This window comes from Pelagibacterium xiamenense, assembly GCF_021166475.1.
In the GTDB taxonomy this organism is placed as follows: Bacteria; Pseudomonadota; Alphaproteobacteria; order Rhizobiales; family Devosiaceae; genus Pelagibacterium; species Pelagibacterium xiamenense.
This window is the reverse complement of the sequence record NZ_JAJOYS010000001.1, coordinates 1374660-1395603: the sequence shown is the minus strand read 5'-3', so window position 1 is coordinate 1395603 and position 20944 is coordinate 1374660. Positions and strand designations below refer to the sequence as shown.

Genomic DNA, 20944 nt, shown 5'->3' with positions numbered 1-20944 from the left:
TCCAAGGCGAAAAGTCGGGCCCGCATCGCGCGGGCCCTTTTTTATTCGGCCGGTGCGCCGGCGGGTTCGCGCGATAGGAACCCGTCGGGGTCCTCCTGGGCGGCTCGCAGCCGCTCGGTCGCTTCGGCGGCTTCGCGCTGGCGGTTCCACATCTGGGCGTAGAGCCCGTCAATGGCCAGAAGCTCCCCATGCGTGCCCCGTTCGGCGACGCGCCCTTCGCGCAAGACGATGATCTCGTCCGCATTGACGACGGTCGAAAGTCTGTGGGCGATGACCAGCGTCGTACGGCCTTTCGAAACCGTGTCGAGTGCGGACTGAATTTCGCGTTCGGTATGTGTATCGAGCGCCGAGGTCGCCTCGTCGAGGATGAGGATCGGCGGGGCTTTCAAGATGGTGCGCGCGATGGCGACACGCTGTTTTTCGCCGCCAGAGAGCTTGAGCCCGCGCTCGCCGACCTGTGTTTCGTAGCCACGGGGGAGCGTTTCGATGAATTCCGATATCTGCGCCATCCGAGCCGCCTCGTGCACCTCGTCATCGGTCGCGTCGGGCCGTCCGTACCGGATGTTGTAGGCAATGGTGTCGTTAAAGAGCACGGTGTCCTGCGGCACCATGCCGATCGCAGCGCGCAGCGAGGCTTGGGTTACATCGCGGACGTCCTGCCCGTCGATCGTCACCCGGCCTTCGACCGCATCGTAGAAGCGGTAGATCAGCCGCGAGATTGTCGACTTTCCAGCGCCCGAGGGACCGACGACAGCGATGGTTCGCCCAGGCGGAACGGTAAAGCTTACGCCCTTGAGGATCGAGCGGTCCGGATCGTAGTGGAACCTGACGTCCTCAAAGCGCAGCTCGGGACCAGAGATCGCCAGTTGGGGCGCGCCGGGTTTGTCTTCGATTTCCGGATTCTGATCGAGCAGCAAGAACATGGCTTCGATATCGGCGAGGCCCTGACGGATTTCGCGATAGATGAAGCCGATAAAGTTAAGCGGGCGATAGATCTGCATCATGAATGCGTTGATGAGCACGAAATCGCCTACGGTCAGATCGCCTGCCATCACGCCGGATGCGGCCATGATCGAAATGACGATCATGCCCGCCCAGAAGATTACGCCCTGTCCGAAATTGAGAAACCCCAGCGAGGTCCAGATTCGTGTGGCCGAGCGTTCATAATTCGCCATTGCCGCATCGTAGCGCCGCGCTTCCATGGCCTCGTTGCCGAAATACTTGACGGTCTCGAAATTCAGAAGGCTGTCGATCGCCTTGGAATTGGCGTCGGTATCGCTCTCGTTCATGTCGCGGCGGATGGCGATGCGCCAATTGCTGGCGCGGACGGTGAAGACGACATAGAGCACGACCGTAGCGGCCAGAACGAGCACATAGGCGATCCCGAACATCACGCCGAAGACGATGCCAACGATGACGAACTCGATGAGCGTGGGGGCGGTATTGAGCATCGTGAAGCGCACGATGGTCTCGATTCCCTTGATTCCGCGCTCGATGACGCGCGAAAGCCCACCGGTGCGCCGCGCCAGATGGAAGCGCAGCGAAAGCTTGTGGATGTGTTCGAAGGTCTTGTAGGCGAGCTGGCGCACCGCGTGCTGGCCGACGGACGAGAACAGAATGTCGCGCAATTGCTGGAAGCCAGAATCCACCATCTGGCCCATGCCATAGGCGATGACGAACAGGATCGGCACCGCCACCCCCCACAGCATGGCAGGGTCCTGCCCAGCCCCGTCAAGCGTATCGACGATGCCTTTATAGGCGAAGGGCACTACGGTCGACGCGCCCTTGGCAAGAACCAGCGCCGCGATTGCCAAGATGACGCGGAGCCGGAGGTCCGGGCGGTTGTCGGGCCACATATAAGCCCAGAGATTGCGGATGGTGGCGAAAGTGGCGCCTTGATCGGCGCTCACCGAAGCAGTCTTTTGATCAGCCATAGGGCCTCTTGAGCTCGCACGCGGTGAGGCGCACGTAACGAGTTGTGTCTGTCCGGGATTGATCCCGGCCCGATGGCGTCAGGAAACGGCGTCGAGGACGTCGGCGCAGGAGCCTGCGGCCGTGCCCAGATCTCCGACATAGTCCCGGGTCGCCACGCTGAAAGCGGCGAGCCGGTCGGTGCGCACGCAATAATTGTTGCGCGTACCCTTTGCCCGGCGCTCGATGATTCCGGCGTCGAGCAGAACCTTCAAATGCTGGGACACGGTGCTTTGGGCCAGCGGCAGGCAATCGGTAATGTCATTGCAGCAGCAGTTCTGCGCCTTGCGGGCCAGAATGCGCAGAATTTCGAGCCGGACCGGGTGGCCCAGCGCACGCATGATCGCTGCGAGGTCGTCCTGTTGCATACCTTCCTCTTCCATCGTCAAATTACGATAAAAGATGGCTGGGCGGAACGCAAGCGCCCTACCTTACTCTGGCTCTGCCTCGCCGCCGATCTGCATATCCGTCCCAGGCAAGGTGAAGACCTGTCCGGGATAAATGAGGTCGGGATCGCGGATCTGGTCGGTGTTGGCCTCGTAGATCTGTGTATAGCGGATGCCCTCGCCATAAACGCGGCGCGCAATGGTCCACAAATTGTCGCCGCGGCGGATGATGGCCTGGCCCGAAACGATCCTGTCGCCCTCGCTCACGCCAACCAGCGTCGGTACGCTCTGTTCGGCGGGTGTCTCCGGAGACTCTGGCTGCTCGGCGTCGGCGCTTGCGACAACCTGTGGCGCGTCTTCGGCCACAGGTTCTCCGACACGGGGCTCTGCTGCCGCGGACGGCTCGGGTGCAGGCGCTTGGGCGGCCGGGTCCACCGCCGGGTCCTCGGGCACAATTGCCTGCTCCTGAGGCTCCGTAGGGGGCTCAGGCGCCTCGGCGACTACAGTGGTTTCCTGCACGGGCTGCGGCTCCTCGGCTTTCGGCAGATCGACGACGAAGTTCACTTCGGCGCGGCCCGCGACCGATCCATCCGGGTTGAGCATGTCGGCGCGGATGCGGTGATCCTGCTCGGTCAGGACGTTGATCGCCTCGACCAGCCAGCGCCCATCCGCCACCGTGGTCGTGCCGACGGACTGGTTGTCGACATAGAGCCGCACAGCAAAGCCGTCGGTGCCGCTCCCCGCGAAGAAGTTGCGGTCACCGTCGATTTCGACGGCATCGATCGTCGGGGGAACAATGGTAATGGCGGGTTCATCCGGCACTGCGGGCGCCTGCACAGGATCGGCGGTCGCGACCGCCGTTTCCGCTGCCTCTTCAGGCTCGGGTGTTTCGTCCACTGCAGCCGTTTCGCTCGCTACGCCAACAGAAGCCGGCGCTCCGGCAGGCTCTTCCGCCACGGTTCCACTTTCGGGGGCGTCCGGCTCTGCCGCCGCTTGGCTTTCCGAGGCCTGTGGCTGTATTTCGTTCTGTGGAATGTCGGCAACGGTTTGGGGCTCGGCAGGCGCGTCCGGCGTCTCGACGCCTTTCGCTTCCGCAGGTGCCTCATCTTCCGCCGACTGTTCCGCGACGGGCGTTTCCGCTGCCGTCACGCCAGTTTCTTCAGACGGCTCGGGTTCCGGTGTGGCGGCGGCGGGTTCCGGCACTGTTTCGACAGCGCGCTGGGCTTCCGCCGATTCCGCATTCGCCGTTTCCCCGGCAGGCTGGTCGGCCTCGGCAAGCGTCATTTCGGCAGGAGCCGTTTCTCCGGCCTCAGCTTGCGTTGTTTCGCTCGCGGCAACCGGTGGCTCCGTTTCCCCAACCGCTTCGGGCGTCGCCTCCTCTTCCACACGTTCGTCCGCTTCCGCCTCGGCGACGGACGTATCGGGCGCGGCCAGCCCCTGCAGGATATCGCTCGCTTCGCCCGGCGTCGAAGCGACCACCAAAGGTTCGCTCGTGCGGTCGTCCTGAACCACCACGACGACCGAGGTTTCGGCGAATTCTTCCGAGGTCAGATCGAAAACGCGCAGCTCGACACCACCGGTGGGTAGTGGCTGGTTGGTAACGAAGGCCCAGTCGCCGGACGGATCAGCCGTCTCCTCGCCGATTAGTTCGTCATTGGCGAAAATCTGGATATCGCCATAGGGCGTTGCAGCACCGGCCAGGACTGCCGACCCGTCGGGCTCGACGCGCACGATGTCGAAACTCGGCGCGGTGGCGGGCGTTGCCAGATCGGGTTCGGCACTCTGCGCCGTCGGCTCATCCTCCGTCGCCGTATCGGGCGTTGCAGTCTCCGGGTCGGCATCGGGTTCTTCCGCCGGCGTGCCGACGCCCGCGACCATTTCCGGTTCCGCTCCAAAAAATGTTTCGCTCATACACTGACCGAAATCGCCGCGCTCGACACACGTAATCGTTCCCGGTGCGGCAATGACCCCGACGACGATCGCCCCGGTTACAACGGCAGCGCCGATGGCGAGAACAGCAGGAGAAAATGAACCGGCCAGTGTAGCCTCCTTGGTCAGAATATTCCGGGCCGCCGCACAGGCCCGCAGAGCTTCAACACAGAATCGCGCGCAAGCGATTCAACGGGTTTTATTTCCCTGAAACTACAAGGATTGCCCGGCCTTGAGCAACTTATAGGTGAAAGATTCGTAGAGAGCCTCGAAGGACGCATCGATAATGTTGGGGGAAACACCCACGGTGAACCACCGTTCGCCGCTCCCGTCGCGGCTTTCGATCAGCACACGGGTGACCGCGCCCGTGCCGCCGTCGAGGATTCTTACTTTAAAATCAACGAGTTCGAGATCATCGATTTGCTGCGAATATTTGCCTAGATCCTTGCGCATGGCCGTATCGAGCGCGTTGACCGGGCCGTTCCCTTCGGCGACCGACATGAAGGTTTCCCCGTCGACATCGATCTTCACCACCGCCTCGGACATGGTCACGAGCTCGCCACGTGCGTTGTAACGGCGCTCGACCGAGGCCCGGTAGCTCGTTACCTCAAAATAGACTGGCAGCGTGCCCAGAAGCTTTCGCGCAAGCAGGATGAAGCTCGCTTCTGCGCCGTCATAGGAATACCCGCGCGCTTCTCGCTGCTTGACTTCGCGCAGCAATTTGTCGAGCCGCGCGTCTTCCTTGGCCAGTTCGATCCCGAAGCGCCTGAGGCTCGCAACGAGGTTCGACTTGCCCGCCTGCTGGCTGACCATCACCGCGCGCTCATTGCCGACGCTTTCGGGGTCGACGTGCTCGTATGTCGCGGGATCCTTGGCGATGGCCGAGGCATGGATGCCTGCCTTGGTGGCGAACGCCGATCCGCCCACATAGGGCGCCTGCCGGCTTGGCGCGCGGTTCAAAATCTCGTCAAAGGCGCGCGAGACGTGCGTAATCGTACGCAACGCCTCACGCGTGACGCGGGTCTCGAAGCGATCTGCATAGCCGGATTTCAAGAGCAGCGTCGGGATAAGCGTCACCAGATTGGCGTTGCCGCACCGCTCCCCGAGGCCGTTGAGAGTCCCCTGGATCTGCCGCACGCCTGCCTCGACCGCCGCAAGCGAATTTGCCACCGCCTGCCCGGTATCGTCATGGGCGTGGATGCCGAGTTTTTCGCCGGGCGCGACCCTCAACACATCGGCAACAATAGCACGCACTTCAGCGGGCAGCGTGCCGCCGTTGGTATCGCACAGCACCACCCAGCGCGCGCCGGCATCGAGCGCGGTCCTTACGCAGTCAAGCGCATAGGTCCGGTTGGCCTTGTAGCCGTCGAAGAAATGCTCGCAATCGACAAAGGCTTCCTTGCCCTTGTCGACGGCCGCCCTGACGCTTTCGGCGAGCGATTTGAGATTCTCCTTGGTGGAGATTCCCAGCGCGAGTTCGACCTGATGATCCCAGGCCTTGGAGACAAAACATACGGCGTCCGCTTGCGCGTTGACGAGGTCCTGCAGTCCGGGATCGTTGGCGACCGAGCGCCCTGACCGCTTGGTCATCCCAAAGGCAACGAACTGGGCGTTCTTGGTGCGCTTTTTTTCAAAAAAAGCGGTATCGACCACGTTAGCGCCCGGATATCCCCCCTCGACATAGTCGATCCCCAGGCCGTCGAGCAGGTTGGCAATAGCGAGCTTGTCCTCGAGCGAGAATTCAACCCCGGCGGTCTGAGCGCCATCGCGCAGTGTGGTGTCGAAAAGGTAGAGGCGTTCTTTAGTCATGTGCTCTGTCTGGGGTGCGGCCATACGTCGGTGTCGTGATCGGGGTGCTGATGATTGGTCGAGGCGATGAAGGCCGCGGTTTCGGGATCTTTTACCTCGGTTGCAGGCACGTCCGGCAGCGTACCGATGCCATTGACCCAGGCCAGCCGGCTCTCAACCCCATGCTGATCCTTGGGCGGAAAGGCTTCGGGATGGTCGAGAGAACCGATGGACACGCAAATCCAGCCGCCACCTCCGCCCGCATAGCCGAATGTGAGGGGCGTTCCGCAATCGCGGCAGAAGCCACGCTCGGCCTGGTCGGAAGACCGGAAGACAGCAATTTCACCGCGCGTCACGTCGAACGTGTCCGGCGGACCGCCCACGAGCGGTGCATAGAACGCGCCAAACGCCTTCTGGCACATGCGGCAGTGACAGACATGCGCGCCACGCGGGCGTTGGCTGAACCGATAGCGCACGGCACCGCACTGACAGCCGCCCGAACAGGTTTCGTCCATCATGCCCCCTTTACCGTCCATTCGGCGGTGTCGTGATCGGGGTGCTGATGGGAATGCACACCCGCCATGAAGTCGAGCCATTCGTCGCTCGGGTCGTCCTTGATCGGCAGACTGGTCAACGTATCGAAAAACGGCAGCTTGTCGTTCAGGTTGACCTGTATGGCAGGCGCCACCTTGGCCGGATCGTCGAACGCGCCAATGGCGAGTTCGAGCCCGTATTTCGTCTCGTATGCAAGCGGTGTTCCGCATTCGCCGCAAAATGCACGCCGGGCCACGTTGGAGCTCTGGAACCATTTCGGCTCGCCGCGCGTCCAGTGTCCATCATGGGCCGACACCAGCGGCCCGAAAAAACTTCCGAACGCCTTCTGGCACATCCGGCAATGACAGATCGACGCGCGCCCGACGAGTTTGGTCTCAAAGCGAACGGCGCCACACTGACAGCCTCCGGTCAGAGTTTCAGGCATTGATTTCCTCCAGACTCATCGTCTCACCTCCCACTTGGTCCGCTTTTCACCCGTATCCGGATCCTTGTAGTCCATGAGCTGAACACCCTGCTCAAGGAGATCTGCGCGGATTTTATCGGCCCTATCGAACTCGCGCGCGGCCAAAGCCGCAAGGCGTTCGTACACCAGGGTTTCCACATCGCCCGCGACATCGGCCTCGACCTTCAAGAGGCTATCGAGCGGCAGGCCCAGGAAGGCGATCGAATTGGCGAGGCAGTCGGCGGCGCCGGCTTCGCCGCGATTGGCTTTGCGCGCGATGGCATCGAGCGCAACCGCGGCGCGGGAAAAGTTGAGGTCGTCCGAGAGCACCTCGACGACGCTCGCGTCGGGCGCACCCGCGCCGGCGAGCTGCGCGTTGGATGCGATCCGCTGCCAGTCGGCGAGCTTGCGCTCGGCTTCCTCCAGCCGCGAGACCGAGAAATCGATCGGCTCGCGATAGTGCGTCATCAGCATCGCCAGCCGCAGCACTTCGCCCGGCCACTTCCGGCCGCCGAAGGCATCGGTTTCCAGCAGGTCATGGATGGTAACAAAATTACCCTCAGACTTGCTCATCTTTCTGCCCTCAACCTGGAGATAGCCGTTGTGCATCCAGTAGTTGGCCATCACTTTGGTGCCGTGCGCACAGCGCGACTGGGCGATCTCGTTCTCGTGATGCGGGAAGATGAGATCCAGCCCGCCGCCGTGGATATCGAAGGTCGCGCCCAGATGGCGTTCGCTCATGGCCGAGCATTCGAGGTGCCAGCCGGGGCGTCCCCGGCCCCACGGGCTGTCCCAGCCCGGCTCCTCCGCACTCGACTGTTTCCAAAGCACGAAATCCGCAGGGTTGCGTTTGTGATCCTCGACGGCGACGCGGGCGCCCGCGATATTGTCCTCGAGATTGCGGCCGGACAGCGCGCCATATTCGGGCATCGAGGCGACGCTGAACAGCACCTCCCCGCTCGCCTCATAGGCGTGGCCGCCCGCGACAAGCTTTTCCGTGATGGCGATCATGTCACCGATATGCTCGGTCGCACGCGGTTCAACGGTCGGCTCCAGGCAGCCGAGCGCGGCGACATCCTTGTGGAACTGATTGGCCGTCGTTTCGGTCACCTTCCGGATCGCGTCGTTGAGCGGCAGATCGGGATAATCGCGCGCGGCGCGGGCGTTGATCTTGTCGTCGACGTCGGTGATGTTGCGCACATAGGTAACGTGCTCTGCCCCGTAGATGTGCCGCAGGAGCCGGAACAGCACGTCAAACACGATCACCGGGCGGGCGTTGCCGATATGGGCGTAGTCATAGACCGTCGGTCCGCACACATACATGCGCACATGCGCCGGATCGATTGGCGCGAACGCCTCTTTGGTCCGGGTGAGCGTGTTGTAAAGCGTGAGCGCGGGTTCTAAAGACGGCATGAAAATTCCCTTGTTCGACAATGACCTCGCTGGCAGCGGGATCCGGCCGTCTTGAAAGGGAACAGGAAAACCGCGCCGCCACCTGAGGTTAGCGGATAATAATGCAGCCGATAATGCAGATCGGATTGACGGTTTTCATGGCGCGCACAATGGACGCGAACCCATGCGAAATCAAGCGCGAAAAAGGGGTGGCCCAAACCACCCCTGAAAGCGTGTCAGATGACTTTGGAGTCATTGCCGGCGGCAAGGCCACCCCACATGTCCTGCCGTCGGAAAGCACTCTCGCACGGCTGGGGCGCGTTCGGGAACGCGATCACGGAAATGTGTGCGGGGTTTGTAACTGCTCTCTCATAGCCCGCTCGGCTTCTCGACGGGCTGGCGGTTCTGATCGAAAAGAAGCGCTTACGAGCCCAGTAGCGTAACCTTCTGGTCAATGGCACCGAAGACCGACCGCCCCTCGGCGTCGACGGCTTCGATGTGTACCCGATCGCCGGACTTCAGGAAGGGCGTCCGGGCCTTGCCGATCTTAATCTTCTCGACGATGCGCGCCTCGGCGATGCAGCCGAAGCCGATGCCGTCACGCTTTAAGGGCAGAATATCCTCGTGTGCGTTGGCGACCGTACCCGAGCCGATGATCGTCCCGTTGCCGAGCGCGCGCGTGCGTGTCGCCTCGACAATCAGATCGGCGAAATCGAAGCGCACGTCCTTGCCCGCATTGGGCTGGCCATAGAGGCTGTCGTTGACATGCGCGCGCACCTTCATGTGCAGTCGGTTGTCGCGCCAGGCGTCGCCAAGCTCGTCGGGCGTTACAAATATGGGCGCGAAGCTCGTTGCCGGTTTGGAATGAAAAAAGCCGAACCCTTCCTGAAGATCGCCAGCCACAAGGCGCCGCAGTGATACGTCGTTACAGATGCCGACGAGCCGGATCGCCTGTTGCGCATCCTCACGGCTTGCCCGCATGTGCACCGGCGCGGTGACGACCACCACCTCGGCCTCGAAATCCACCGCGAGGTCATCGGAGGGTACGAGGATCGGATCAGTTGGAGCGGCCATGCTGTCCGAACCGCCCTGGTAGAGCAGCGGCCGCTCATCCTGCAGTTCGGCGTCTTTCGATCCCTTGAGGCTGCGCACCCGATCGAGATGCACCATAAAGCCGGACCCATCGATCCACTGATAGGCGCGCGGCAAAGGTGCCAGAGCCTCGCGGGGCTCGAAGGGCATGCCGGCAATCTCGCCGTTGTTGAGCTGGTCGCTCACCGCCTGCAAGATCGGCGCCGCCCGGGACCAGTCGTCGAGCGCATCCTGCAGGTTCGAGGCGATGCGCCCGGCAGAAGCGAATCGGGTCAGGTCGCGGGAAACGATGACGAGGTGCCCATCCGGGCGGCCATTGCGGAGGCTGGCAAGCTTCATAAAGGAATTTTACCGAAAGGTGTTGGTGTTTGCTGTTAAGATGACGCATAGCTACATACAGTTAAAGCCTTGCGCGCGCCCTATGACAATCAGGCGTATCGGCAAGGGGTTCCGGATGGCGGTCGGAAACACAGTTTAAATGATGGTATGGCGTAGGTTCTTTGCCAAGACGGCGCGGTTTACCGCCGTTGGACTCATGGGCGCGGCAATCGCCGCCGGGACGAGCGCGGCAGCGCTCGCGCAGAACCGGAACTGCACGCAGATCACCTCAATGCTGCAGGGTATCGAGCGCAACGCAGCCTACACCGATCTCAACACCGCGGCCGCGCAGTTGCAGAACGCCCAGGCCCGCGTGCGCGAGGCCGAGAGCCAGTGGGTGCGCGGCGGATGCCAGGAAGCCTACAATGCCGGGCTCGGCATGACATCCCAGTGCCGCAGCCTCGCGCAGGCGATAACCGGCGGACGCTCCGATGTTCAGGAGCTGACCAATCTCGTGCGCGAAGGGCAAAGCCTTGCCCAGGGCCGCGAATCGCTCCTGCAGGATTATGCGCGCTTCAGCTGCGGCTCGGACCAGTCCGGCGTCTCGTTCGCGACCCGCGGCAACCCCGCCCAGCCGCAACGACGCTCGCTGCTCGACCAGATGTTCGGCGATCCGCAGCAGGGTGGGTACGACTATATCGAGAACCAGAACCCGTGGTCGAACATGGCGACCCGCCGCACGGTGTGCGTGCGGACCTCGGACGGCTTCTACTGGCCGATCAGCTTTTCGACGGTTGACGCGTATATCACCCAGGACGCGATAAAGTGCCACGAGTCGTGCCCGGAGCAGTCGGTCCTGCTCTTTTCCTACCGCAATCCCGGAGAAGAGCCCGAGGATATGATCTCGTTGTCCGGGGCCCGCTACACGTCGATGCCCTATGCCTTCGCCTTCCGCCAGAACGTCGACCTGGATGCCTCCTGCCGGCCTGAAGAGCCGACGGGCGCGATCACGCTGACCGAGGGGGACGGCGGGACGCGCCCGATGATCGCGTTCGGCGACGAGCGCTTCCCGTTGCCGTTGCGCGATCCGCGCGAACGCACGGAGGCGGTTGTCGCCGAAGCCAACTTCGTTCCTCTGCCCCGCCCGCGTCCAAACAATGACGGCACGCTTCCCGAGGCCGTCACGGCGCAAAGCGGCACCACGGCGGCCGACCTCAACATCGTCACCTTCGACGGCAAGCCCGTCAGGATAGTCGGGCCAGTGACACCTTACGTCCCAGGAGCGGCAGGATCGTCTTGAGCTCCGGGCCGTCGGCCCGCCCGGTCAGCGCCAGACGCAGCGGCATGAAGAGCTGCTTGCCCTTGCGGCCTGTTTCCGCCTTGAGTGCGTTCGTCCAGGTGCCCCAGACCGTCTCATCCCAGGGCTCGGCGGGCAGCAGATCCCGCGCACGAGCAATAAATTCGCGATCCTCATCGGCAATAATCGGTTCAAGATCGGGTGCAAAGATGCGGTTGAGCTCAGCGATTTCCGGCAATTTCGCGATATTCTCGCGCAGTGCGTACCAAATCGCGGGATCGGTCACGCCATAGCCCGCAAGCCGGTCCTTGACCGTTTCGAACGCGGTCTGGTGCAGGATACGGGCGTTGAGGCCCGCAAGCTCGCCCGGGTCGAACCGCGCCGATCCGTGCGATATCATCGTGAAATCCAGCTTTTCGGCGATCGCCTCCAGGCTATCGTAGGGTTCGACGGGAAGGCTCGTTCCGGTCACCGACGCGGCAATGGCGACCGCGAGCGCTTCATACCCCTCTTCGCGCAGCTGCGCGAGCGAAAGCGAACCGAGCCGCTTCGAAAACCCCTGCCCTTCGGCGTCGGTCAAAAGGTTGTGGTGCGCGAAAACAGGTACGGCGCCATTCAGCGCCTCGAAAATCTCGATCTGCGTTCCAGTGTTGGAAACGTGGTCTTCCCCGCGGATAACATGGGTAATTCCCATGTCGATGTCGTCGACCACCGAGGGCAGCGTGTAAAGATAGCTACCGTCCTCGCGGATCAACACAGGGTCGGACATGGAGGCCGTGTTTACCGTCTGCGGGCCCTTGATCAAATCCTCGAAATGAACCGGACGCCCGTCGAGCTTGAAGCGCCAATGCGGCTTGCGTCCCTCGGCCTCGAGGCGAGCCTTGTCCTCCTCGGTGAGCTCGAGCGCGGCGCGGTCGTAGATCGGCGGCCGGCCCAGCGCGCGGGCACGCTTGCGCTTGCGATCCAGCTCGTCCGGGGTCTCGTAGCAGGGATAAAGCCGGCCTTCCGCGATCAGCCGGTCACGTGCCGCGTCGTAGAACGCAAAACGATCGGACTGCCGTGCCTTGCGGTCTGGCACGATGCCGAGCCACGCGAGATCGGCTTCGATACCGAGCGCGAACTCTTCGGTCGAGCGCGCCGTGTCGGTGTCATCGAGCCGCAGAACGAAGGCTCCTCCCTCGCGCCTGGCGAAGAGCCAGTTGAGGATCGCGGGGCGCGCATTTCCCAAATGGAGCTGCCCTGTCGGCGAGGGGGCGTAGCGGACGACGACCATCAGCACAGGCTCCTGTCGCGATACCCCGATGTGATCGGATATTTGCGCCCGATGCCGAATGCCTTTTCGCTCAGCTTGGGCCCCGGGGCCGACTGGCGCCGTTTGAATTCAGCGATATAGATCATCCGCTCGATTTTCCTGACAAGGTCGGGTTCGTACCCCCTGTCGACGATCTGGGCGACGGAGAGTTCTTCTTCCACGAGCCCCTCGATGATCCCGTCAAGGACAGGATAAGGCGGCAGGCTATCCTGGTCCTTCTGGTCCGGGCGCAGTTCGGCGCTCGGAGCCTTGCCGATGATCGCAGGCGGTATGACGATCCCGGACGGCCCCAGAACGTCGCTCGGATGGTACCCGTTGCGCCATTCGGCAAGCCCGTAAACCTGCATCTTGAGCATGTCCTTGATGGGATTGTAGGCGCCGTTCATGTCGCCATAGATGGTGGCATACCCCACCGCCATTTCGGACTTGTTGCCCGTCGTGATCAGAAGCGCGCCGAGCTTGTTGGAGATCGCCATGAGGATCGTGCCGCGCATGCGCGACTGCAGGTTCTCCTCTGTTATGTCCGGCGCGAGGCCCTCGAACATCGGGGCGAGATTGGCGTTGACGGCGTCGACCGGATCGCCGATCGGCACAATGTCGTAACGTACCCCGAGGGTTTCGGCGCAGGCCTTGGCATCGCGCAGGCTCTCTTCGCTCGTGTAACGGTAAGGCAGCATGACGCAGTGGACGTTTTCCGCGCCCAAAGCATCGACCGCGATGGCCGCAGTGACGGCGGAATCGATGCCGCCCGAGAGCCCGAGCACGACCTTTTCAAAGCCGTTCTTGTGTACATAGTCGCGAAGCCCAAGCATGGCCGCGTGCCAGGGCGCTTCGTTGACCGGAACGAGCCTCGTCACCGAACCCCTGACGCAGCGCCAGCCGCTTTCGCCCTTTTCCCAATCGGATACGACCATATCTTCGACAAAGCTTTTGCCCTGGAAGGCGAGAGAGCCGTCGGCATTGATCCCAAAGCTGGCACCGTCGAAGACGAGTTCGTCCTGCCCGCCGACCTGGTTGGAGTAGAGCGTGGGCAGCCCGGTCTCCCTTACCCGGGCGCGCACGAGTTCGAGCCGGATCCGCTGCTTGTTGAGCCAATAGGGCGACCCATTGGGGCACAGGAGAATTTCGGCGCCCTTTTCGGCCAGCGCCTGTGAGACCGGCGCGTGCCAGACATCCTCGCAGATCGGTACGCCAACCGAATGGCCCCTGATCGTCATGGGCTCAGGCAAGCTCCCGGCGGTGAAATAGCGTTTTTCGTAAAAGACATCGTCATTGGGCAGCTCAACCTTGTAGCGCCAGTCGATGATGGCGCCGTCCTCGGCGAGGATAACGGCATTATATAAATGCCCGTCCGCGCGCCACACGGTCGGCAGCAGCAGCGACACGTTGAGCCCCTTCGTCTCTGCTGCCAGCGTTTTTGCGGCCGCGATGGCCTCGGTCACGAATTGCGGCTTGAGCAGCAGGTCCTCGGGAAAATACCCCGTCAAAAACAGCTCGGTGAACATGACGATGTCGGCGCCCTGCGCCTCGGCTTCCCGCAGAGCATCCTTGGCTTTGACGAGATTGGCCTCGAGCGCGCCGACTTTCGGGTTAAGCTGCGGAAGGGCGATGCGGAGCGTTTCGGTCACGGGTGGTATCCGGCGTATCTTGCGAGCGGCGCAAGCCTTATCCCGCGTGCCGGTCAAGCGCAAGGTGCGCACGTAGCAACGCCGGGCTGCGTAGCGGGCAACCCGGCGTCGTGGCTGAGGTCATCCGGCCTCAGACGGTTTCGGTTTCCAAGGCAAGGACCTTGTCGATCTCGGCCATGACGCTTTGCGGCAAAGGACCCTTTGCCATCGCACCGAGATTGTCCCGGACCTGCGCTTCGGTTTTGAAACCCGGAATGGGCACGGTTTTGGCCGAGCGGGCGAGGTTCCAGCTAAGAGCGCCCTGGGCGAGGGTGCGGCCTCCGGTCTGCAGAAGCTCGCGGATGGCCTCGACCCGCGCAAGAACCTCCGGTTTGGGTCGCCCATCCTCGAAATGCCGGACCCAGCTATGCCCGGCGGCACGCACGTCGGTACTCGGCAGTACGGTCGAAGACGAGAACTTGCCCGTTAGCATGCCCATCGCCAAAGGCGAACGGTTGAGGCTTGCCAGATTTTCCGCTTCGCACAGCGCGAGCATGTCCGGACCATCGTTGAAAACGCTCAGCTCCTGTTGGACGGCGGTGAAATGGGGGAAGTCCAGCATACGCGCGGCGGCGCGGGCATTGTCCGTGCTCCAGCCCCAGTAGCGGATGGCACCCTCCCGACAGAGTTTTTCGAGTTCCTCACCCGCGCGGTCGGCCTCACTGTCGGTCAGTTCGCCAACATGGATCTGGTAAAGGTCGATGTAGTCAGTGTTCAACCGGCGCAGCGACGCGGCGCAGGCCTCGCGGATGTAGGAAGGCTGCACATCGGTCGTGATCAGAGCTTTGGTCTCCTGGTCATAGGTGAAACCGAACTTCGTTGCGATCACGACGTCCTCTCGGCGCTTACCCAGCGCCCTGCCGATCACACTTTCACTGTGGCCCGTGCCGTAGGCATCCGCGGTATCGAACAGCCGCGCGCCGAGGTCGAGGGCGAGTTCGATAGCCCGGATCGACTGATTGTCGTCAACGTCACCCCAACCATCGGGTTTGCCATCAAGAAAAAAAGGCCCTCCGATGGCCCAGCAGCCCAGGCCGACGGCACTCACTTCCAGGTCAGAACGGCCGAGTTTGCGTAGCATTGGTCAATATCCTCCCGAACTCTTGTTTGACGGTCACGGCGAATGCCGTTCATCAAAAGAATGGGACGGACGCGTGCGATTAGACCACGGGCATGATTGCAACCGGCATTTCGAAAATGAAAAACGCGGCCGGATGGAATGCCATCGGGCCGCGTGGACGATTGGATACCGATTGAGGGACGTCAGAACGTACCAGTGAGTTCGATGACCGGCCCCCAACGCCAAAGCTCAATGTTGCCGTCGGCGACATAGCCCTGCGCGTTTTCCCCGTCGGCGTCGCGCATTTCAAAGCTCGTTTCGACAGGGCCCGTGAGGTAGTAGCCGCGGGCACCGGCACGGATGACAAGATTCTCTGTTGGGTGGAAGCCGGCCATAGCCTCGACCGAACCGCCGTACAAATTGCCGGCGATGCCCACCGCCGACCCCTGGGACTGCCCCCCGACGCTACCGACGGACATGGCACCATAGGTGCCCGACAAATGGGCGAACGGGATCGCCGCGGCGTCGATTGTGAAATCGAACATGTCGTTGATGTTGGTCTGGGCTGTTACGCCAAGGCGAAGTGCGTGGATTTCAAGATTATTGGGACTGCTGTCGCCGCCGCCACCCTCGGTGACGAACCCCGCCCGGCCCATATCGACGGATTCGTTGAGGTATTGATAACCGACGAGGCCGCCGAACCGGAACGCCTCGTTGCCGAACGGCGTGTAGCCGAAATCAGCGCCGGCATAGGCGATCGTCCCGGAGTCGGTATCGACCGAGGTGCCGAGTGTGGCCGGCGTTTCATAAGACCCGTCGATCGCCGCCGCGAAGCCGAGATTGCCTTTGAGAAACGAGTCCGTGGACGCATCGTCGATCCGCCCGTGAAGTTCGACAAAGTGGCTCTGATCCTCTACGGAGTGATCGAGCCCCCCGACACTCATCGACTGACGGCCCATGCCGTAGAAATAGCGCAGTCCGATTTCAAACGTTAGCGGATCGGGTTGCTCCCAATCGGCGGGATAGGCCGGCCGCAGAACCGGCTCGGACGGCGCAGCGCCCCAATCGGCCGCAAAAGCCGAACCGGCGGAAATGGCCAGCAACGTGCCAGCCGTCATGCCCAAAACTACGCGGGACATCGCACCCTCCAAGAGCACTGCAAGACAAAACCTTGCATATGTTATGCCCCTGTTAGGGTTAATGTTCTGCTAAACGGCGACGCCCAGCCGGCGCTGGGCGGTTTTGTGCGCGGGAGAACCGTCCGGAAAAGACGCCGCGGGGTATCCGGAAACGCCGAACACCCCCGCGGCCGTTCTGCTAGCCCGCTGCCCTGGCAGCGTCGCCGCCCATGCGCTGGTTCTGCATTTCCTCTGCGATGAGGAACGCCAGTTCCAGCGCCTGGCTGGCATTGAGGCGCGGATCGCAATGCGTGTGGTAGCGGTCTGAAAGGCTTGCTTCGGTGACCGCGGAGACCCCGCCGGTGCATTCGGTGACGTCCCGCCCGGTCATTTCCACATGCACGCCGCCGGCGACTGTACCCATGTCACGGTGAATATCGAAGAACGACTTGACCTCCGACAGGATCCGTTCGAACGGCCGCGTCTTGTAGCCCGAGGACGCCTTGACGACATTGCCGTGCATCGGATCGCAACACCAGACGACTGTCCTGCCCTCGGCCTTCACCGTCTCGATGAGCCGCGGAAGATGTTCGGCGATCTTGTCCGAACCGAACCGTGCGATCAGCGTCAGCCGGCCTGCCTCATCCTTGGGATTGAGGGTTTCCATCAGCCGCTTCAAATCGTCCGCCTGAAGCGACGGTCCGCATTTGAGGCCGATCGGATTGTTGATGCCGCGGAAGTATTCGACATGCGCGTGGTCGGGATTGCGCGTGCGGTCGCCGATCCAGACCATGTGGCCTGAAGTCGCGTACCAGTCGTTGGTGATCGAGTCCCGGCGGGTCAGCGCCTCTTCGTAGCCGAGCAGCAGCGCCTCGTGCGAGGTGAAGAACTTGGTTTCCCGCAGCACCGGCGTATTTTCCGGATTGAGCCCGAGCGCACCGAGGAAGGTAATCGCATCGTCGATCTTCCGGGCAACCTCTTCATAGCGCGGGTACCAATTGGAGTCCTTGACGAACCCCATCGTCCATTCGTGCACACGATTGAGGTTCGCGAAACCGCCCGCCGAGAACGCGCGCAGGAGGTTGAGCGTCGCGGCGGACTGCCGGTACGCCTCGAGCTGACGGTTGGGGTCGGGCACACGAGATTCCTCGGTGAACTCGATGCCGTTGATGATGTCACCCCTGTAGGATGGCAGCGACACACCGTCGATGATCTCGGTATCGGCCGAGCGCGGCTTGGCGAACTGCCCCGCGATACGGCCGACCTTGACGACGGGCTTGGACCCGCCATGGGTCAAGACCACCGCCATCTGCAGGAAAACGCGGAAGAAGTCGCGGATATGATCCGCGTGATGTTCGGCAAAGCTCTCGGCACAATCGCCGCCCTGCAAAAGGAAGGCTTTTCCCTTTGCGACCTCGGCCAGGTTGGCCTTGAGGTCGCGTGCCTCGCCTGCAAAAACCAGCGGGGGAAACGAAGCGAGCCGGGCCTCGACCGCCTCAAGCTCAGTCTGGCTCGGATAGGTCGGGACCTGCAGGATTGGCTTCGTCCTCCAACTGTCAGGTGTCCACGTGCTCATCGTTTCTCTCGCTTCAATCGCTATCGTGCCGCCGGAAAAGCCCGGCGGGTGGGGCGGTCTAGCAAGTCCACCCCCCAATGCCAAGTATTCAATGGTCTAAGGTTGCGACGGGTTGGGCTCAAACGCCCGTTTTCTCGCCGTCAATAATACGATAACTCGGGGCCTTGAGCGTCACAAGTTCTTCTGCCGCTGTCGGGTGCACCGCGATCGCCCGATCGAAATCGGCTTTGGTCGCCCCCATGCCCATCGGAATGGCAACGAGCTGGATCATCTCCCCTGCCCCAGGCCCGAAAATATGACAGCCGATCACCTTGCCGCTCGCGGTCTCGGTGATGAGCTTGAGCATCATCTTCTCGGTCCGGTCCGAAAGCGTATTCTGCATCGGCCTGAACCGGGTCACATAGACGTCGATGGAGTGATAGCGCTCTGCAGCTACGTGCTCGGGTAGCCCGACGGTCCCGATCTCCGGCTCGGAAAAGACCGCGGTCGGGATGAGATCGTAGGGCACGACTGTCGGCGCGTGATTGAATACCGTCTGCGCAAACGCGGCGCCCTCGCGGATCGCCACGGGGGTCAGTGCCGCGCGTGCCGTTACGTCGCCCACAGCGTAGATCGAGGGTACCGAGGAGCGCGAATATTCGTCGACCACGATGGCCCCGCTCTGGTCGAGTTCAACGCCCGCCTCTTCGAGGCCCATACCATCCGTATTGGGATGCCGCCCGGTTGCGAACATCACCTTGTCGAAGGTCGCCTCCTCGCCGTGCGAGAAGCTGACGCAAACACCCTCGCCATCCTTGCACAGCCCGGCAATATGATAGCCGTAGCGGAAGCGGATGCCGCGCGAGCGCATTTCGTCTTCGAGACCGTCGCGCAGGTCGTGATCGAACCCGCGCAGGATCTTGTCGCGGCGGTAAACCAGCGTCGTGTCGACCCCCAGCCCGGCGAAGATCGTTGCGAATTCCACCGCGATATAGCCACCGCCCTCGATCAGGATCGTGCGCGGCAGCGTCTCGAGATGAAACGCCTCGTTGGAGGTTATACCGAGTTCAGCCCCTTCTATCTGCGGCTTGAACGGCGCGCCGCCAGTCGCGACGAGGATATGCTTGGCTTTGAGTGTCTTTCCGGATTGGAGCGCCACCGTATCGGCGCCCTTGAGCACGGCGCGGTCATGAAAAACAGTGACGCCGGCGGTATCGAGCAGCTTTTCATAAATGCTTTCGAGCCTGGCGATTTCCTTGTTCTTGTTGGCAAGAAGCGTCGGCCAGTCGAATTTGGCGTCCACCTGCCAGCCAAAGGTCGGCGCGATGTCGAAGAGCCCGTTGAAGCGGGAGGCATAAACGAAGAGCTTTTTCGGAACGCAGCCCCGGATCACGCATGTGCCGCCGTACCGGTACTCCTCGACGATGGCGACCTTGGCGCCGAACTGCGCGGACATGCGCGCCGCCCGCACACCGCCTGAACCCCCACCGATAACGACCAGATCAAATTCATCGCTCATGGGGCGCCCCTTTTTTTGCGTGTTCTCAAGCCGTCCCGATATAGGCCGCGCGTGCGCACAAAAAAACCCCTCGCCGATGACGAGGGGTCGATCGTTCAGCGAAGCAGCAGCGATCAGATCTCGTAACCGTCCTCGCGCAGCATCGCGCGGGTGCGGGCCATGAGTTCTTGCGAAGCATTCCGCTGCCAGACTTCCATCACGCCCTGCAGGTCGCGGTTGATGCCGCGGTTCTGGTCGAGCAGCTTCTGCCCCGTCTCGGTCTCGTAGAACGCGATGATTTCCTGCAGTTCTTCAATGGTGAAGCGCGAGGCGTAGATGCGCGCGAACTGGTCGTAGAGCGGGTCCTTCTGCTCCAGATACTCCTGCACGGCCTCACGGACGGTTTCCTGCACCGGCTCCGTGAGCGACGGGTCCTGCTGGACAAGCGTGCGCATGATCGTCACACCGAGCGCAACGAGCCTGTTCTCGAAAATGTTGGCCTGGTCAGTCATGTCGACATATTGGCGCGCAAAAGAGAGATGCTCAGGAGAAATCTCCTGCTGCGCGGATGCGGCGGATACGCCGCCGAGCGCCAGCGCCGCGGCAAGTGCGGCCTTGAGCGGCAGACGGCGCAAATTGGGCAAAAAGGTCATGATGCGTCGGTCCCTTCGTAGATGGCCAGGGTCAGGATCGTGCGGTGGACAGACGGACAACGCCATCCGGTCCTGCCAGATAGGCTTCCTGGCACAAATTCAAAAACAGCCCGTGCTGGACAACGCCTGGGATGTCAAGCAGGGCTTTCGAAAGCGCTTGTGCGTCCGAAATGCGGCCAAAAGATGCGTCCAGAATGAGATGACCGCCGTCGGTGATGAAGTTGTCCCCGTCCGGTTTGCGTCTCGGCGAAAGCCCGCCCTCGGCCCCGAAGTCTCTCATGACGCCCTCGATGGCCCGCGCCGTGGCGGCCCGCCCGAACAGATTGATCTCAATCGGAAGAGGAAACGCCCCGAGGGTTTTCACGCGCTTGGAAATGTCGGCAATCACCACCATGCGCGCGGACGCAGCCGCGACGATTTTCTCGCGCAACAGGGCGCCGCCCGCGCCCTTGATCAGTTGAAAGTCGTCATCGACTTCGTCGGCCCCGTCGATGGTCACGTCAAGCGCGTCGATCTCTTCGAGCGTCGTCAGGGGAATACCCAACCCCCGCGCCTGCGCGGCGGTGACCTCGGAGGTCGGAACGCAAACGCACTCGAAGCCCCGGGAAACTTTCGCGCCAAGGAGATCGACAAAGTGCTTTGCTGTCGATCCCGTCCCCAACCCGATACGCTGACCGTCGCGAATTTCGCCCATCGCGGCCTCGGCCGCCTGCCGTTTGAGCGCTTCGCTCATCGTTTTCCCTCCACCGGTCCGAATCCGTGGCGCACATTCGTGGGCGGAGGCGCCTGCTGTCAACTCGCCTTTCGGCTGCCCCGCCCGCAATCTGTCGCGCTTGTGCAACAGTCGCGCGCTCTGCTCGTCAATTCACACAGTCGTGCGCGTCTTCGCCTTCCGCGCGCGCCGGGATGCG

General features: G+C 62.4%; 17 protein-coding genes. 1 reads left to right on the top strand and 16 read right to left on the bottom strand.

Annotated elements, in window-relative coordinates; genetic code table 11:
• Positions 1 to 41 precede the first annotated feature (41 nt).
• The 8 genes from LSG43_RS06865 to LSG43_RS06830 all read right to left on the bottom strand — a co-directional run bounded on the left by LSG43_RS06865 (position 42) and on the right by LSG43_RS06830 (position 9894).
• The gene (locus LSG43_RS06865) at positions 42 to 1934 is read right to left on the bottom strand and encodes an ABCB family ABC transporter ATP-binding protein/permease (protein ID WP_231802348.1); all 1893 of its coding nucleotides are present in this window, start codon (positions 1932 to 1934) and stop codon (positions 42 to 44) included.
• 78 nt (positions 1935 to 2012) lie between these two features.
• Positions 2013 to 2339, bottom strand: a complete 327-nt coding sequence (locus LSG43_RS06860) for an ArsR/SmtB family transcription factor (RefSeq protein ID WP_231802346.1) — start codon at positions 2337 to 2339, stop codon at positions 2013 to 2015.
• Between the two features lie 63 nt (positions 2340 to 2402).
• Positions 2403 to 4268: a LysM peptidoglycan-binding domain-containing protein gene (locus LSG43_RS06855; protein WP_231802344.1), complete on the bottom strand. Its 1866-nt coding sequence runs from the start codon at positions 4266 to 4268 to the stop codon at positions 2403 to 2405.
• 231 nt (positions 4269 to 4499) lie between these two features.
• A complete protein-coding gene (cimA, locus tag LSG43_RS06850; protein ID WP_231802342.1) occupies positions 4500 to 6095 on the bottom strand; it encodes a citramalate synthase in 1596 nt (531 codons plus the stop codon).
• The gene (locus tag LSG43_RS06845) at positions 6092 to 6592 is read right to left on the bottom strand and encodes a GFA family protein (protein ID WP_231802340.1); all 501 of its coding nucleotides are present in this window, start codon (positions 6590 to 6592) and stop codon (positions 6092 to 6094) included. Before LSG43_RS06845 ends, cimA begins: the two co-directional genes overlap by 4 nt.
• Positions 6589 to 7053 (bottom strand): GFA family protein, encoded by a 465-nt coding sequence (locus LSG43_RS06840; RefSeq protein ID WP_231802338.1) that lies wholly within the window; start codon positions 7051 to 7053, stop codon positions 6589 to 6591. The genes LSG43_RS06845 and LSG43_RS06840 overlap by 4 nt, the downstream gene beginning before the upstream one ends.
• 15 nt (positions 7054 to 7068) lie before the next feature.
• Positions 7069 to 8484 carry a cysteine--tRNA ligase gene (gene cysS, locus LSG43_RS06835; RefSeq protein WP_231802336.1) on the bottom strand — a complete coding sequence of 472 codons (1416 nt, stop codon included), beginning with the start codon at positions 8482 to 8484 and terminating at the stop codon, positions 7069 to 7071.
• A gap of 402 nt (positions 8485 to 8886) precedes the next feature.
• Entirely contained in the window at positions 8887 to 9894 is a 1008-nt protein-coding gene (locus tag LSG43_RS06830; protein ID WP_231802334.1) for a fumarylacetoacetate hydrolase family protein, read from the bottom strand.
• 139 nt (positions 9895 to 10033) lie between these two features.
• Between LSG43_RS06830 and LSG43_RS06825 the strand changes: the two genes are divergently transcribed.
• Positions 10034 to 11173 carry a DUF2865 domain-containing protein gene (locus LSG43_RS06825; RefSeq protein ID WP_231802333.1) on the top strand — a complete coding sequence of 380 codons (1140 nt, stop codon included), beginning with the start codon at positions 10034 to 10036 and terminating at the stop codon, positions 11171 to 11173.
• On the opposite strand, the gene gltX is transcribed toward LSG43_RS06825, so the two are convergent.
• The 8 genes from gltX to rpiA form a co-directional block, all read right to left on the bottom strand.
• A complete protein-coding gene (gltX, locus tag LSG43_RS06820) occupies positions 11118 to 12443 on the bottom strand; it encodes a glutamate--tRNA ligase (protein ID WP_231802331.1) in 1326 nt (441 codons plus the stop codon). The genes LSG43_RS06825 and gltX overlap by 56 nt on opposite strands.
• Complete coding sequence (locus LSG43_RS06815; protein WP_231802329.1) at positions 12443 to 14110, bottom strand: NAD+ synthase; 1668 nt, start codon at positions 14108 to 14110, stop codon at positions 12443 to 12445. The genes gltX and LSG43_RS06815 overlap by 1 nt, the downstream gene beginning before the upstream one ends.
• A 130-nt stretch (positions 14111 to 14240) precedes the next feature.
• Entirely contained in the window at positions 14241 to 15230 is a 990-nt protein-coding gene (locus LSG43_RS06810; RefSeq protein ID WP_231802327.1) for an aldo/keto reductase, read from the bottom strand.
• Between the two features lie 182 nt (positions 15231 to 15412).
• Entirely contained in the window at positions 15413 to 16348 is a 936-nt protein-coding gene (locus tag LSG43_RS06805; protein WP_231802325.1) for a hypothetical protein, read from the bottom strand.
• A 178-nt stretch (positions 16349 to 16526) separates the two neighbouring features.
• Positions 16527 to 17903: a class II 3-deoxy-7-phosphoheptulonate synthase gene (locus LSG43_RS06800; RefSeq protein ID WP_231802323.1), complete on the bottom strand. Its 1377-nt coding sequence runs from the start codon at positions 17901 to 17903 to the stop codon at positions 16527 to 16529.
• A gap of 118 nt (positions 17904 to 18021) precedes the next feature.
• Positions 18022 to 19401, bottom strand: coding sequence for a glutathione-disulfide reductase (gor, locus tag LSG43_RS06795; RefSeq protein ID WP_231802321.1), 1380 nt, complete (start codon positions 19399 to 19401; stop codon positions 18022 to 18024).
• Between the two features lie 113 nt (positions 19402 to 19514).
• Entirely contained in the window at positions 19515 to 20033 is a 519-nt protein-coding gene (locus LSG43_RS06790; protein WP_231802319.1) for a DUF2059 domain-containing protein, read from the bottom strand.
• 31 nt (positions 20034 to 20064) lie between these two features.
• Positions 20065 to 20766, bottom strand: coding sequence for a ribose-5-phosphate isomerase RpiA (gene rpiA / locus LSG43_RS06785; RefSeq protein ID WP_231802317.1), 702 nt, complete (start codon positions 20764 to 20766; stop codon positions 20065 to 20067).
• Positions 20767 to 20944: the final 178 nt, after the last annotated feature.